Source organism: Paenibacillus sp. FSL R7-0210, from assembly GCF_038009085.1.
In the GTDB taxonomy this organism is placed as follows: Bacteria; Bacillota; Bacilli; order Paenibacillales; family Paenibacillaceae; genus Paenibacillus_AQ; species Paenibacillus_AQ silagei.
The window spans coordinates 4,921,589-4,935,160 of record NZ_JBBPAR010000001.1; the positions used below are offsets into that span (position 1 = coordinate 4,921,589).

Below are 13,572 nucleotides of genomic sequence, written 5' to 3' on the forward strand. Positions count from 1 at the left end.
TTTTATTTAAATTTGGACCAGTCCTGATTGCTGTTCTCCAGCAGATGGCCGAAATCATTCTCCAGCCGCTTCTGCTCCGCCTTGCGCTTATCCTCGGCTGCCTTTAGGGCAGCCTCCTTCTTGTCCCGTTCTTCTGCCTTGAGCGCATCGGACTGCGCCTTTAGCTTCTCCAGAACCTCGCCGCTCAGCATATCCTTCAGGGTTGCCGGAGCATCCGTTGCCGCAGGGCGCGGGGCCGGTGTGTTCTTCTTCTTTTTTGCCATGGGAATCATCCTTTCATGCGGCTATATTCCTTCAAATTTGTTTTAGGCACAGGTCTTTTCGTTTATAATGTACAGTAAGAGGTGAGCCTAATGAAATCCACAGAGTTATGTCCAAGATTACAAAAAAGCATGGATATTATCGGCAGACGCTGGACGGGCTTAATCATCTATCAGCTTTTGCAGGGTCCCCAGCGCTTCGGGGAAATTGAGTCCTCGCTGCCTGTCAGCGGCCGGCTGCTGTCCGAACGGCTGAAGGAGCTGGAGCAGGAAGGCATCGTGCTGCGCGAGGTGTTCCCTGAGACCCCCGTCCGCATCCAGTATTCGCTTACAGGCAAAGGCCGGGCGCTGGAATCCGTCATCCGCGACCTCCAGGTCTGGTCAGAATCATGGATTACGGAAGAGGAATGCCGTTCCGCCTTCAGCGCTCCTCCGCAACCTCAATAAGGCCTGTCGATTTATATATTTACAGCTTGCGGCCGATGATAACCAGATCGCGCGGGATGCCGTCAAGCACCGCGACTCCCGGCAAAAGCCCCCACTCCTTGAATTCGAACTTCCGCAGCAGGGCAAGGCTGGGCTCGTTATGGCCGAATACGAATCCGACCAGATTCTGCAGCCCAAGGCGCGGACATTCCTCCACCGCCTTGGCCAGCAGAATACTTCCCGCACCGCTGCCGCGGAATTTCTCATTTACATAGACACTAATCTCTGCTGTTCCATTGTAAGCCGGACGTCCGTAGAACGACTGGAAGCTGAACCAGGCCGCGATCTCGCCCCCCTGTCTCAGTACCCACAGCGGCCGGTGATGGCTGCTATGCTCATGGAACCATCCCACCCGCTCCTCCACGCTAACCGGTTCAAGATCCGCAGTTACCACTCTTCCGGCAACCGTCGAATTATAGATCTCCACAATTGCTTCCAAATCCTCTATCACCGCATCCTCTATACTGTAAGCCTGCCAATCCATGCTGTACGTCCTCCTAATTGTGGTATGAACATCCGTAGAGTAATTATACTCCAAGCCGGTCTTATTACGCAGCAGTTCTACAGTTTCAGTAAAGCTGAAGCAACCTCACTGAAACAGCATTATTCAAGCCCGGTCTGTTCCAGACTCCATTTCCATAATCGTGCGGCCGCTTCTGTATCCTCCGCCCGTGGCGTCAGTTCCTTGATCTTGCGGCGGTAATAATATTGCCCGCTTACCCCGTCCAGCTCCGGTGCAGTCGCCAGATAGATGGCCGTATCCGCCCCCTGCTCTGGAGTGAGGAAGAAGTAGGACACCAGCTTCAGAACCCGGCGTCCGAAGCCCGTCTCCCGGTTCACGCCGATGCTCGTTCCCACTGCACCCGGATGCAGGCTGTTCACCGTCACCTGCGTTCCCTTCAGGCGCGCAGCCAGCTCACGGGTGAAGAGAATATTCGCCAGCTTGGAGCGGCCGTACGCTTTGGCCGGATTGAAGCCGCGCGACAGCGTATGATCCTCCAGATAGAGCTTGCCGATCTTATACGCTCCCGATGCCACGACAACAATCCGCCCCTGTTCAGCAGCCTTGAGGTTATCCAGCAGCAGGTGGGTCAGCAGAAAGTGCCCCAGATGATTCACGCCCAGATCCAGCTCGTAGCCATCTGCTGTCAGCTCACGCTTCAGCGCTACCACCCCTGCGTTATTGATCAGACCATCCAGCACAGGATATTCGGCAGTGAACGCCCCGGCAAAAGCGCGAATGCTATCGAAGGAAGCGAGATCGCACAGCATCAGCCGGATCTGGCTGGAGCCGCTCTGCCGCACCGCTTCGGCAAGAGCCTCTTCCCCCCGCTTAAGGCTGCGGCAGGCCATAATGACAGTTGCTCCCCTGCGGGCCATTTCCACGGTTGTAGCCAGCCCCATCCCGGAGTTTGCACCGGTGACCAGCACCGTTTTTCCTTGCATGGACATCTTCCCCTCTCCTGCATATAGGTCCTATAGGCAATTGTAGCGGCCTGGCCTAATCCGAGTAAGTATATGCTAGTTAAGGTTATGTTACATCATTTCAGAGGGTTAACATAGTCAAAAAACGGCCATTCTTCACTTCCAGTCCGGACGCAGCGCAATCAGCCGGTCATCCTGCGCCTGCGGATTTCCTCTGCCGTCGCGGTTGTTGGTCATAAGGTACAAGGTGCCATCCGGCCCTTCCGTCACATTGCGGATTCGCCCGTACTTTTCCTTGAACAGGCTGGTAATGGAAGGCGTTCCGCCCGCAGGCGACAGCGATACCCTTAGGAGCTGCTGTCCGGCCAGACTTGCAACCAGCAGCTCACCGGCCCAGGGTCCCTGCGTAATGAAGGTCATTCCTGACGGAGCCCAGGTCTCCTCTCCGCTGTGGACCAGCGGAGTCACCAGCTTCGGCTGGCCGTCTCCGGTCTCATCGCCTTCGATCAGCGGCCAGCCATAATTGGCTCCGGCCTTGATGAGATTCAGCTCATCGTGATTGGACTGGCCATGCTCGGAGCTGTAGAGCGCCCCGCTCTCCGGCTGCCAGGCCAGCCCCTGGGCATTGCGGTGACCCATGCTGTAGACCGGCGATCCGGGCCACGGGTTGTCTTCGGGGATGGAGCCGCTGGCCGTAATCCGCAGGATTTTGCCGCCCAGATTATCCTTGTCCTGCGCCAGCTCCGGATCATAGCGGTCACCTGTGGTGATGTACAAGTACCCGTCCGGGCCAATCTTGATCCGCCCGCCGTTGTGGTTGGTGTCGCCCGGGATATGATCCAGCAGAACCCGGCTGATCTCTGCTGAGCTGCTTCCAATCTGAAGCTGCAGCACCCGGTTCGCCGGTTCGCCCTCTTCGGTACGGTATGTGTGGTAGACATAAGCCCGTCCATTCTGCTCAAAATCAGAATCCAGCGCAAGCCCCAAGAGCCCGCCTTCTCCCTTGCTGACAAAAGGATCCGAGAGCTTCAGCAGCGGAGCATCGCGCAGCTTGCCGTTCTCCATGACACGCAGGCTGCCGGAACGCTCTGTAATGAAAATTCGTCCATCCGCTGCAAACGCCATCTCCCAGGGAACCTCCAGTCCGCTGGCTAAAGTCTCAGCAGTATAGGGGAAATCCGGGGATACACCCGGAGCTTCATCAGGCTGGGCGTTGACCGGCGGACTGCCTTCTGCCCCATTCTCCTGCAGACTATCCTCCTGTGCAGCGGAAGTGCAGGCTGACAGCAACGTCATCAGCAAGACCAGTGTTACACGCAGCAGACAGGTCCGGGAGAGTAACCTTATTTTTGATCCATTCATATTCCTAACCTCCTTCAAGTATTATCAGATCCTGATTGTGGCAACTATTACCCTGTGCTTCTCTTCCTCAAACGACTGAGGCTGCAGTGATAACGGGAGGTGCAGCATCCATTTTTATGAATTATAATGGGAACATTGCTGTTCAAGCGTGTAGATGAAAGGGGAACTAATGAAATGAATGCAGCTCTGCAACAACTGGAGCAGGACATGGCAGCCGCAAGCCTGGATGCCCTGCTCGTAACCGATCCCAAGCATGTGTACTATTTGACGGGCTTTGCCAGCTACCCGCATGAACGTTTTCTGGGCCTGCTGCTGATCCGGGGCGAGAACCCGGTGCTGATCGTTCCGGCGCTGGACGCCGAAGCCGCGCATGCCGCCTCCTCGGTCAAGACGATTCTGACACACAGTGACACGGACAACCCGTACGCTCTGCTGAAGTCACGCTTCGGCAATGTTAGTCCGGGCAGCATCGGCATCGAGAAGGAACACTTCTCCGTCAGCCGGTATGAACTCCTCGCAGAAGCGGTCGCCGCCGGTTCCTACCAGGATATCGGCCATCTGCTACGGGCGATGCGCGCGGTCAAGACCCCGGAGGAAGTGCGCATCATGCAGCATGCCGCCGAGCTGGTGGAGGAGGTTCTCCGTCAGGGTCTGGCACATGTCAAAGCCGGCGTCAGCGAGATTGAACTGGTAGCGGAGCTGGAGTATCTGATGAAAAAAACCGGTGCCTCCGGCCCCTCCTTCGACACGATGGTGCTGTCCGGTCCGAAAACGGCCCTCCCACACGGCGTACCGGGCGAACGCCTTATTCAGCCGGGCGATCTGCTTATGTTCGACCTCGGTGTGTATGCCGGAGGCTACGCTTCCGATATTACCCGCACCTTCGCGGTAGGTGAAGTGGACAGCAGACTGCGTGATATATATAGTGCTGTGCTTGCTGCCAATGAAGCGGGCATTGCCGCCTCCGTGGCCGGAGCGTCCTTCGGTTCTGTCGACAAGGCGGCACGTGATGTCATTGACGCCGCAGGTTACGGGGAGTACTTCATGCACCGTGTCGGACACGGGCTGGGCATGGACACCCATGAATATCCTTCGCTGCACGGGCTCAATACGGACATTATCCAGAACGGCAACGTCTTCACCGTAGAGCCGGGAATTTATGTGCCGGGTCTCGGCGGTGTGCGCATTGAGGACGATGTGCTGGTCACCGCCGAAGGTCCGCAGACGCTGACCCGCTTCCCCAAAGAATGGACAGTGCTTAACCTGTAATTCTGCTGAGGGTTCAGGAAGCTTCAAGTTAGTTCGCGAGTCCGCTATACATCACGGCACACAAAAGCCCCAGCTCCCGGATCTCCAGGGGCTGGGGCTTTAATCATCGGGAGGCTTAGTCCCGGATAACAGGCTTCTGCTCTTCTTCGGCAAATTTGAAGGAACGGCCCAGATACAGCACCGGCGTGCCGGCGGCCGTGAGGATGAACTTGGACAGGTAGGTGGTCAGCAGAATCTCGGTCCACACCTTCATGTCATAGGTTCCGGCAAAAGCAATCGTACAGAAGATCAGCGTATCGACAAAGGAGCTGATCATCGTGCTGCCGTTCGAGCGAATCCATAGCTGCTTAGAGCTGCCGTAATACTTTCGTATCCAGGCGTAGAGCCGTACATCCAGGAACTGGCTGATAAAATAAGCGGTCAGACTGCCCAGCGCCAGTCTCGGCATCAGGCCGAATATCGTCCGCAGCGCGGATTGGGCAATGTCCGTCTCCTGCGGCTTGAACACCAGCACCATCTGCATAATGACGGTCGTCATCAGCAGTGTGAAGAAGCCGAACCACACAGCGCTCCGCGCTTCAGCCCGGCCGTACCGCTCATTGAGCAGGTCACTGGTCATATAGAGCGTGACATACATCGTATTGCCCAGCGTCATCACGATATCGAACGGCATCGCAATGGTCTTGGCGACCTGGATATTAGCGACTACGGTCGCCATGCCGACCCAGGCGTAGAGCCCTTTTTTACCGAATAAGCGGTAGCACAGCAGAAAAAACACAAAATTAACGACAACAAAACAAACGCCCCACAACAAATTAAACATAATGCCTGGTATTCCTCCTAGTTTTGGTTACGCGGGATGGTTACGAACCGCGGATCGCAGTAGTCAAGAAACAAAACATTACTACTCTATCACATACAAAGCTAACATGCTATGAAATTTTAAATTTTCAGAAAAACGGCATTTCGTTGCTTCTTTTTGGCGAATTGGTGATAGAGTCATTAAATATTCAGTTATTTCTGAAAATAATGCAGTATATTGCAAATTTTCACTATTCAACCGGAGGTTAATTCTATAGAATATGGAGATTAAGATGCATTTCACGTAAAAAGGAGCGAATGCCATGTTTGGCTTCAAAAAATCAATTAGTCGCAAATTTACGCTGTTGCTGTTTGTCGTTTTGCTACTCACTTCTCTTACGTTGAGTATCAGCTTCTACATTATATCTATCGGCACCATTAACAGCTATGTCATTCCGCAGATCGACAAGTCTCTGAGTGCCGCCGCCCAGGATGCCTATAAGAACCTGAATGCAACCAGTGCGCAGCAGACCCTGAACAAGAATGAGCAGGCCAGGACCAATGTCGAATTCTATTTGGAAGACAAGCGTAAAAAGCTGGATGTGGATACTCTCTTCCTCATCAATCTGAAGGATGGCCAGGCCACTGTCCTGACCGCAGATCATGGCGCCAAGCTCCAGCCGGATGAAGCCTTAGAAGTATCGCCTGCCATGGAGCAAGCCTCCAAAGGAAAGACAGGGCTTAGTGAAATCTATAGTGATAGCCACGGTATACATAAAAGTGCCTATGTCGGTGTTCCCGGAACAACCATGATTGTAGCTGCAAGCGCCGATATGAACTTCGTCCAAGACAAAATGAGCAGCATCCTGTGGACAAGCGCAGGAATTACCCTGCTGGCGCTGGTGGTAGGCGTCACTGCCGCTGGCTTCATGAGCCGCAGAATCACCCGTCCGATCTCTAAGCTTGCGGCCTACAGCAACAAGCTGGCGGGCGGCGACTTCACTGAAGCGCTCACGCTTAAGGGTACCGATGAAGTCGGACAGCTCTCCGAGAGCTTCCGTATCATGAGTGAGCGCTTGAAGGAGATGATCGGACATGTGCTGGATACCTCCGGGACAGTAGTGGCCGATTCCAATGATCTGAAGACGCGTGTCCAGATCCTTAATGAGATGGCTGAACATTCAGCGGCCTCTGTGGAAGAGATCGGCAAGGGCAGTACCATGATTGCCAGCAGCGCGATGGATAACTCCCGCGCCATGGATGAGATCAATATGGGCATCCAGCATATTGCCTCCGCTGCAGGTGAGGTCACCGAGCAGATCAGCGAGGCTTCCACCGAAGCCCAGAGCGGCAATGATATTGCCCAGAGTGCAGTGGAGCAGATGCGCCAGGTAGAGCAGGCCTCCGAACAGTCACTGGAGCAGTTCCGCTTGATGAACGAACGCTCGCTGATGATCGGTGAAGTCGTGCAGGGGATTACGGAGATTACCAAGCAGATTCAGATGCTGTCGCTCAATGCTTCCATTGAGGCTGCCCGTGCCGGAGAGCATGGCCGCGGATTCGCTGTGGTGGCCGGGGAAGTGCGTAAGCTGTCCGAGCAGTCCAAGGAATCCAATGAGCAGATCCGTGAATTCCTGCTGAGTCTGCAGGAGGATATGAACCAGTCCGTATCCGAAATGAACCATGTCAACGCTGAAGTGGCTTCCGGAGTGAATAAGGTGGTCGAAGCAGGCAACGCCTTCAATCACCTGCTGATCCTCATTCAGAGCATCAATCACAGCATCCAGTCCGTCTCTGCCGCAACCCAGCAGATCTCAGCAGGCACCGAGGAAGTCAGTGCCTCTGTAGAAGAAACGGCGCAGATTACCGCCAAGTCGCAGCAGAACGCAGACACGCTTGCCGACAACTCGGCACGCCAGCATGAAGAGCTGGAGGGTCATGCCCTAACTGTCGAGCACCTCTACCAGCAGGCCGTGAAGCTGCAGAAGGCCGCTCAGCAGTTTAAGATTTGAGGGTGCTAAGAGCGGTCATGTGGAGATAGCGGGAGCGCTTATAGTTGTGAATTGATTTTCAAACGATATCTTGTTTAGTGGAAGGGAGTGCTGGGACCTCTGTGAATGCTGCTGCCGTTAGCGTGATGCAGGAATTAGTTGGATAAATGTATCTTAATTCGGCAATTTTGGAACGTTAGAGGATTTTAGTTGGAAAAGTGTAACTTATTATCGGGTGAATTCTCTTTTTTCGGTAATTCCAGCTTTTTTAAGTGCCTTTTTTCCAACTATTGCTTGGTAAGGTGCCCGTGGTGCATGAACAAGTGCCGAAAATCCAACTATTTTTGACGCTGATACTGATACTGATGCTGATACAGAGCTTGAAGATCCGCCGGACCAGCTATTAAATAGAAAAGCAGTTCCCGAGGCGATGTGGCCTTTGGAACTGCTTTTTTTATGGAAAAGTGAAGGTTGTTGCTCAGTGCCTTGGCGCCCATAAAATGACGGATACCCCGATGACACAGATGCCGGCCCCGATCCAGTCGTAGAGATCCGGCGTCTTGCGGTCCACCAGCCAGCCCCACAGTACAGCCAGCACGATGAATACTCCGCCATAAGCGGCGTATACCCGGCCAAACGAAGGAAACTTCTGCAGGGTCGGGATTATACCATAGGCGATCAGGATAACCGAACCTGCTAATCCATACCATAACGGGCGCGATTCCCGCAGCCAGAGCCAGACGAGGTATCCGCCGCCGATCTCAGCGAGACCAGCTACAACAAACAGCAGCACTGCAAGCAGCATGGCTATTCTCCACCTCCAGGCAGACCCATGATTGCATATACCGCAGCCATATTCAAATGGGACTCCACAGCATCTGCCAGCCGGTCAAATTCCTGTTCACGGAGTTCGGCAGCCGAGAAGGTCGCCGTTAGCAGTGTCAGCCCCTTGGAGCTGCGCAGTCCGTTCAGCCAGCTCCGGCGCAGGGCATCGTTATGGAACAGCCCGTGCAGATAGCTGCCCCAGACTCTACCGTCCCGGGTTCCCCACCCCTCCGGCACAGCCTGTCCTTCCGGTCCGGCCAGCGTAAACAGGCTGAGTACAGAAGACGGATCGTGGTTCGTGGTTGTTCCCATATGTATCTCATAACCAGCGACAGGCAAAACTTCCGGTGTTACACCATTGGCTGTGGTGCTTAACCGCAGGGGATGATCCGCAGCCAGCCTGCCGCTCACCCGCACCGTAGTCTTGTGCTGGAGAAAAGCTGTCGAGAGCGGCAGATATCCCAGCCCCTCGCTCTCTCCCGGCTCCGCACTCTCTACGGCATGGGGATCCAGCAGCTTCAAGCCCAGCATCTGATACCCGCCGCAGATTCCGGCAAGCTGCTCTGTTCCCCGCTCCAGCGCACGCTCGATTGCAGCAGGGAAACCCTGCTCGCGCAGATATTGCAGGTCAGCAGCGGTGTTCTTCGTGCCCGGCAGGATAATTACATCGGGCGTTCCCAGCTCATCTGCCGACTGCACGTAGCGTAAGACGGTATCCGGCTCCTCCTCCAGCGGATCGAAATCGGTGAAGTTGGAGATCCGCGGATAACGGATGACCGCGATATCAAGCTCCTTCGCGGAATCCTCCCGCTGACGGCCGGACGTTCCATCCAGTACTACGGAATCCTCTGCCTCAATCCGCAGCTTCGGCAGGAACGGCAGCACCCCCAGCACTGGAATGCCTGTACGCTCCTCCAGCCAGTCTAGTCCGGGCTGTAACAGGGAGACATCCCCGCGGAATTTATTGATGATGAAGCCCTTCACCCGGGCGCGTTCATGCGGCTCCAGCAGCTCCAGGGTTCCGACGATGAAGGCGAAGACCCCGCCGCGGTCAATGTCGGCGACCAGCAGCACAGGCGCATCTGCCCATCCGGCCAGATTCATATTGACGATATCCCGGCTCTTAAGATTGATTTCCGCCGGACTGCCCGCACCCTCCATCAGCACAATATCATAAACCTCCCGCAGCCTCCCGAGCGCATCCATTACGGTGTCCTTAGCTTCGGGAAGGAACTTCTCACGGTATTCCCTCGCGCTGAGGGCGGCATGCGGCACCCCATGCACGACAATCTGCGCACTCATCTCCCCGGAGGGCTTCAGCAGAATCGGATTCATATCGCTGGTAGCCGTAATGCCGAAGGCTTCCGCCTGCATCCCCTGGGCACGGCCGATTTCCTTGCCGTCCGCTGTGACATAGGAATTCAGCGCCATATTCTGCGACTTGAACGGGGCCGTCCGGTAGCCGTCCCGGGTCATAATCCGCCCGATGGCGGCAGTGACCAGGCTTTTGCCGACATCGGAGGCTGTCCCCTGGATCATCAGCACGGCGCCGGGCCGCCCCAGTCCGGCTTCCGCTGACCGGGCTGCGCCTAGTGCGCCTAGTGCGCCTATTGCGCCTATATATGAGGCTGTATCTTCCATGTTCATCTTCCTCGCTTTCTTGCTGCTGCCGGCGCTTAGCGGCGGCGCAGGTGTTGGTCGCCGGGCGATGCGGCGTATAGGTGAAGGGCCGGCGCGGCGCACAAGGACAGGGCGAAGCAGCGATTAGTTACACGAAATCACATAGTATGTCTTCGGTTTTCCGCATACTTTGGCCGGATTACCTTCGCGCTACCGATTGTGTTCGGTTTTTCGCATACATTTGGCCGGATTACCTCCGCACTACCGATTGTGTTCGGTTTTCCGCATACATTTGGCTGGAATACCTCCGCGCTACCGATTGTGTTCGGTTTTCCGCATACATTTGGCCGGAATACCTTCGCGCTACCGATTGTGTTCGGTTTTCCGCATACATTTGGCCGGATTACCTTCGCGCTACCGATTGTGTTCGGTTTTCCGCATACATTTGGCCCATCGAATTTACTTTTTCAGTCCTTCAGGGTTCGCCGTGCCCCGGTTAGGGTGCAAGGGGTGGCCTAATTGCAGTTTGTACAACTAAATCGCTTGGTCTGACGCCGAATTTCCTTTTAGCTGTATTTCGTACATTTATACCGCCTCTATATCTGGATTTTCGCCCATTCAGGTAAATTTAGTTGTACAGACTACAGTTACAAGAAGAAAGCCTGCCGTTTCACTGTTTTTAGTTGCACAGAATACATGTATCACTAATTGTTCGCTACGTGCGCGGCGCGAAGCGGCGCTTAAATGCTGCGTAGGCACGGCGCATAATTCAGACGGACGCGGGCGGTTGCCGCGCAGCCCGCTAAGGCAGGTTGTGCTGGGCCAGTACCAGCACAAGCAGGACCACCGTCTCCAGCAGCTCGCCCAGCGCGCCGTAGACGTCGCCGGTGAGCCCGCCGAGCCGGCTGCCAATCCGCCGCGCAGCGAGCCGGCCGCAGGCCGCCGCAGCCAGCGGCGCCAGGATGGCCACAGCCGCCAGCAGCGGCCAGGCCCCGCCGCCCGCGCCCAGCGCCAGAGGCGCAGCGGCAGCGGCCAGCGTCAGCAGTGCGGCGCTCAGGCCCGCGCGCCGCTCCTGCCGGGCAGGCAGCCCGCCGAAGGTGGCGGCCAGCCCTTCATTGCCGCGGGCCAGGGGATAGCGGGCCATCGCCCGCACCATGTACCAGCGGCCCCAGACCGGCGGCAGCAGGAGCAGCGGCAGCAGGCTGAAGCTGCCGCCTTCGAGCCATGCCGCCAGCAGCGAGGCCTTCAGCAGCAGGAGCAGCACGCAGGCCAGCACGCCCATAGCGCCGACACGGCTGTCCTTCATGATCTCCAGCATCCGCTCCCTGGAGCGGTAGCTGAGCAGGGCATCGGCAGTGTCCATCCAGCCGTCCAAATGCAGCCCGCCGGTCAGCCCCACCCACAGGATGAGGGTGACGACAGCGGCAGGCCAAGCCGGCAGCAGCCAGCCTGCCGCTGCGGCACCGAGCGCCGTGCTAAGGCCGATGGCTGCCCCCACGAGCGGATAATAGACCACACTCGCGCGCAGCAGCTCCGGCGAGAACTCCCCGCTGCTTCTGACCGGAAACCGCGTCAGGAACTGAAACGCGGCTGCGGCGCTCCCCCGCGCACTCACAGAAGATACTCCCGGCTTCTCAGCTCAACCGGGATTCCGGCGGTAACAAGAAATACCTGCCCGCACCGGGCAGCAAGCCGGGCGTTCATCCTTCCGGCCAAATCACGGTACAGCCGGCCCAGCGGATACTCCGGCACAATGCCGCCACCAACCTCATTGGTAACGAGGATCAGCGTTCCCTCGAAGCCGGAGACCGCCTGCTCCAGACCGGCAATTTCATCCTCCACGAATTTTTGCCTGTCGCTCCTCTCCTCCACAGCCAGCAGCTGATTCGACAGCCAGAGCGTCAGGCAGTCCACCAGCACAGTCTGGCCGCTGCCGGAGAGCTGCTCCAGCAGTGCTGCGAGCTTAAGCGGCTCCTCCAGTGTCTCCCACTGGAAGCCGTCCGCGTCCGCCTGCCGCTGCTGCCGGTGCAACGCAATCCGCGCTTCCATCTCCGCATCAAAAGCCTGTCCGGTTGCCACATAGACCGCCTGCCGCGAGTCAGCCAGCTTGCGGGTCAGACGCTCGGCGAAGCCGCTTTTGCCGCTGCGTGCCCCGCCTGTGACCAGAATGCTCATACGCTCTCCGATCCGGAGACGCCCGCACTCTCGAAGGTTGCCATCTCACGCATAATCCGGCAGACCGCTTCGATGAAATGCAAACACAGCGCGCCCCCAGTGCCTTCTCCCAGCCGCAGGCCCATATCGATCAGCGCTTCCAGACCGAGGCGGTCCAGCATCAGCTTATGCCCCTGTTCACCAGATACATGGGAAGCGATCATATACGCTGTAGATTCCGGTGCCAGTGCCCGGGCGATCAGGGCTGCCGCCCCGGAGATGAAGCCGTCCAGAATGATCGGAATCCGCAGGGCCGCCGCTCCGAGAATCAGCCCGGCCAGACCGGCAATCTCAAGCCCCCCGACCTTGGCGAGCACATCAACCGGATCAGCGGGATCGGGGTTATTTACCTGGAGGGCACGTTCGATTACCGAGATTTTGTGCTGGAGCCGCTCATCGTTAATGCCTGTCCCCCGCCCAGCCGCCGTCTCTGCCGGAATGCCTTCGAGTGCGCACAAGACCGCCGCACTGGCTGTCGTATTCCCGATGCCCATCTCCCCGGTAATGAAAATCTCCGTTCCGTTCTTCACCGCCTCCTGCGCCACATGAACTCCGGCCAGAATCGCGCGCAGTGCATCCTCCCGGCTCATCGCCGGGCCTGCTGCCATATTGTCTGTGCCCCGGCGGACCTTACGGTTAATCAGCTGCGGGTGCTCGATATCGCCGTTGATCCCGATGTCCACGAACTGTACCTCAGCACCGCCCTGACGGGCCAGCACATTCACAGCCGCCCCGCCGCTGAGGAAGTTATAGGCCATCTGCATGGTGACCTCCTGCGGAAAAGCACTGACGCCTTCACAGCAGACCCCATGGTCTGCGGCCATAACCACTACCGTTCGTTTGCTGTAGCAGGGCTGCTCTACTTTGGAGATTCCGGCCAACCGGACAGCCAGCGCCTCCAGCCGCCCGAGGCTTCCGGGCGGCTTGGTCAGACTGTTCAGGCGGAGCACCGCGCGCAGGGTAGCTTTTTCGTCAGGCGGGGCGATCCGTCCGGTTACTTCTTGAATGGCTGAGATCATTAATAATGCCTCCTATTAGATAGTGCGGAAGCGGGCTCCCGCTGCAAGAATACATCTGTGTCTGCTGATCAGGTTACGTTGAAGTTGTGTAACAGTCATTGAAGTTTAAATTCGCAAGTATTGCAGGCCATGCCGCTCATTAGCGAACAGAAGGGGCTAAGCCTGTATGAGAAGGAGAAATTTAGTCAAAATGCTTCTTTGGAGGTGATGCAACTGTATGAGCATACAGTGTAAAAGTTGCAGGATGCGGGTGCAGGTGTGCGGGGGTGGCGGAATGGTGTAGCGTGTGGTAGGTCAAGT

At 56.8% G+C, this 13,572-nt stretch carries 13 protein-coding genes; 3 read left to right on the forward strand and 10 right to left on the reverse strand.

The window, feature by feature from the left end:
• Window positions 1-2: 2 nt before the first annotated feature.
• Window positions 3-263: a YqkE family protein gene (locus tag MKY64_RS20745; protein WP_340955435.1), complete on the reverse strand. Its 261-nt coding sequence runs from the start codon at window positions 261-263 to the stop codon at window positions 3-5.
• Between the two features lie 90 nt (window positions 264-353).
• Here MKY64_RS20745 and MKY64_RS20750 point away from each other — a divergent pair, with 90 nt between their 5' ends.
• On the forward strand, window positions 354-707 hold the full coding sequence (locus MKY64_RS20750; protein WP_036727611.1) for a winged helix-turn-helix transcriptional regulator: 354 nt from the start codon (window positions 354-356) through the stop codon (window positions 705-707).
• Between the two features lie 19 nt (window positions 708-726).
• Here the strand turns inward: MKY64_RS20750 and MKY64_RS20755 are convergent, their stop codons facing one another.
• The 3 genes from MKY64_RS20755 to MKY64_RS20765 all read right to left on the reverse strand — a co-directional run bounded on the left by MKY64_RS20755 (window position 727) and on the right by MKY64_RS20765 (window position 3,533).
• Window positions 727-1,230 (reverse strand): GNAT family N-acetyltransferase, encoded by a 504-nt coding sequence (locus tag MKY64_RS20755; protein ID WP_209991601.1) that lies wholly within the window; start codon window positions 1,228-1,230, stop codon window positions 727-729.
• A 119-nt stretch (window positions 1,231-1,349) separates the two neighbouring features.
• A complete protein-coding gene (locus MKY64_RS20760; RefSeq protein WP_340958140.1) occupies window positions 1,350-2,192 on the reverse strand; it encodes an SDR family oxidoreductase in 843 nt (280 codons plus the stop codon).
• A 135-nt stretch (window positions 2,193-2,327) separates the two neighbouring features.
• Window positions 2,328-3,533 (reverse strand): PQQ-dependent sugar dehydrogenase, encoded by a 1,206-nt coding sequence (locus tag MKY64_RS20765; protein ID WP_340955437.1) that lies wholly within the window; start codon window positions 3,531-3,533, stop codon window positions 2,328-2,330.
• A 174-nt stretch (window positions 3,534-3,707) separates the two neighbouring features.
• Between MKY64_RS20765 and MKY64_RS20770 the strand changes: the two genes are divergently transcribed.
• Window positions 3,708-4,802, forward strand: a complete 1,095-nt coding sequence (locus MKY64_RS20770; RefSeq protein WP_340955439.1) for a M24 family metallopeptidase — start codon at window positions 3,708-3,710, stop codon at window positions 4,800-4,802.
• Between the two features lie 115 nt (window positions 4,803-4,917).
• Here MKY64_RS20770 and MKY64_RS20775 read toward each other — a convergent pair whose 3' ends face one another.
• The gene (locus MKY64_RS20775) at window positions 4,918-5,625 is read right to left on the reverse strand and encodes a queuosine precursor transporter (protein ID WP_340955441.1); all 708 of its coding nucleotides are present in this window, start codon (window positions 5,623-5,625) and stop codon (window positions 4,918-4,920) included.
• 301 nt (window positions 5,626-5,926) lie between these two features.
• Here MKY64_RS20775 and MKY64_RS20780 point away from each other — a divergent pair, with 301 nt between their 5' ends.
• Window positions 5,927-7,615 carry a methyl-accepting chemotaxis protein gene (locus tag MKY64_RS20780; protein WP_036727606.1) on the forward strand — a complete coding sequence of 563 codons (1,689 nt, stop codon included), beginning with the start codon at window positions 5,927-5,929 and terminating at the stop codon, window positions 7,613-7,615.
• Between the two features lie 457 nt (window positions 7,616-8,072).
• Here MKY64_RS20780 and MKY64_RS20785 read toward each other — a convergent pair whose 3' ends face one another.
• The 5 genes from MKY64_RS20785 to cobT all read right to left on the reverse strand — a co-directional run bounded on the left by MKY64_RS20785 (window position 8,073) and on the right by cobT (window position 13,272).
• Window positions 8,073-8,399 carry a YnfA family protein gene (locus tag MKY64_RS20785; RefSeq protein ID WP_036727604.1) on the reverse strand — a complete coding sequence of 109 codons (327 nt, stop codon included), beginning with the start codon at window positions 8,397-8,399 and terminating at the stop codon, window positions 8,073-8,075.
• A gap of 2 nt (window positions 8,400-8,401) precedes the next feature.
• Window positions 8,402-9,958 (reverse strand): cobyric acid synthase, encoded by a 1,557-nt coding sequence (locus MKY64_RS20790; RefSeq protein WP_340958141.1) that lies wholly within the window; start codon window positions 9,956-9,958, stop codon window positions 8,402-8,404.
• Between the two features lie 883 nt (window positions 9,959-10,841).
• Window positions 10,842-11,654, reverse strand: a complete 813-nt coding sequence (gene cobS, locus MKY64_RS20795) for an adenosylcobinamide-GDP ribazoletransferase (protein ID WP_340955443.1) — start codon at window positions 11,652-11,654, stop codon at window positions 10,842-10,844.
• Window positions 11,651-12,214, reverse strand: a complete 564-nt coding sequence (gene cobU / locus MKY64_RS20800) for a bifunctional adenosylcobinamide kinase/adenosylcobinamide-phosphate guanylyltransferase (protein WP_036727601.1) — start codon at window positions 12,212-12,214, stop codon at window positions 11,651-11,653. The genes cobS and cobU overlap by 4 nt, the downstream gene beginning before the upstream one ends.
• Window positions 12,211-13,272: a nicotinate-nucleotide--dimethylbenzimidazole phosphoribosyltransferase gene (gene cobT / locus MKY64_RS20805; protein WP_340955446.1), complete on the reverse strand. Its 1,062-nt coding sequence runs from the start codon at window positions 13,270-13,272 to the stop codon at window positions 12,211-12,213. Before cobT ends, cobU begins: the two co-directional genes overlap by 4 nt.
• Window positions 13,273-13,572 lie beyond the last annotated feature (300 nt).

Excerpts from the sequence above, each read along its gene's own strand:
- MKY64_RS20790 (WP_340958141.1), bottom strand. The coding sequence starts at position 9,958 with ATGATCCAGGGGACAGCCTCCGATGTCGGCAAAAGCCTGGTCACTGCC.
- MKY64_RS20750 (WP_036727611.1), top strand. The coding sequence starts at position 354 with ATGAAATCCACAGAGTTATGTCCAAGATTACAAAAAAGCATGGATATT.
- MKY64_RS20785 (WP_036727604.1), bottom strand. The coding sequence starts at position 8,399 with ATGCTGCTTGCAGTGCTGCTGTTTGTTGTAGCTGGTCTCGCTGAGATC.
- MKY64_RS20775 (WP_340955441.1), bottom strand. The coding sequence starts at position 5,625 with ATGTTTAATTTGTTGTGGGGCGTTTGTTTTGTTGTCGTTAATTTTGTG.
- MKY64_RS20760 (WP_340958140.1), bottom strand. The coding sequence starts at position 2,192 with ATGCAAGGAAAAACGGTGCTGGTCACCGGTGCAAACTCCGGGATGGGG.
- MKY64_RS20755 (WP_209991601.1), bottom strand. The coding sequence starts at position 1,230 with ATGGATTGGCAGGCTTACAGTATAGAGGATGCGGTGATAGAGGATTTG.
- cobU (WP_036727601.1), bottom strand. The coding sequence starts at position 12,214 with ATGAGCATTCTGGTCACAGGCGGGGCACGCAGCGGCAAAAGCGGCTTC.
- MKY64_RS20770 (WP_340955439.1), top strand. The coding sequence starts at position 3,708 with ATGAATGCAGCTCTGCAACAACTGGAGCAGGACATGGCAGCCGCAAGC.
- cobT (WP_340955446.1), bottom strand. The coding sequence starts at position 13,272 with ATGATCTCAGCCATTCAAGAAGTAACCGGACGGATCGCCCCGCCTGAC.
- MKY64_RS20765 (WP_340955437.1), bottom strand. The coding sequence starts at position 3,533 with ATGAATGGATCAAAAATAAGGTTACTCTCCCGGACCTGTCTGCTGCGT.
- MKY64_RS20745 (WP_340955435.1), bottom strand. The coding sequence starts at position 263 with ATGGCAAAAAAGAAGAAGAACACACCGGCCCCGCGCCCTGCGGCAACG.
- MKY64_RS20780 (WP_036727606.1), top strand. The coding sequence starts at position 5,927 with ATGTTTGGCTTCAAAAAATCAATTAGTCGCAAATTTACGCTGTTGCTG.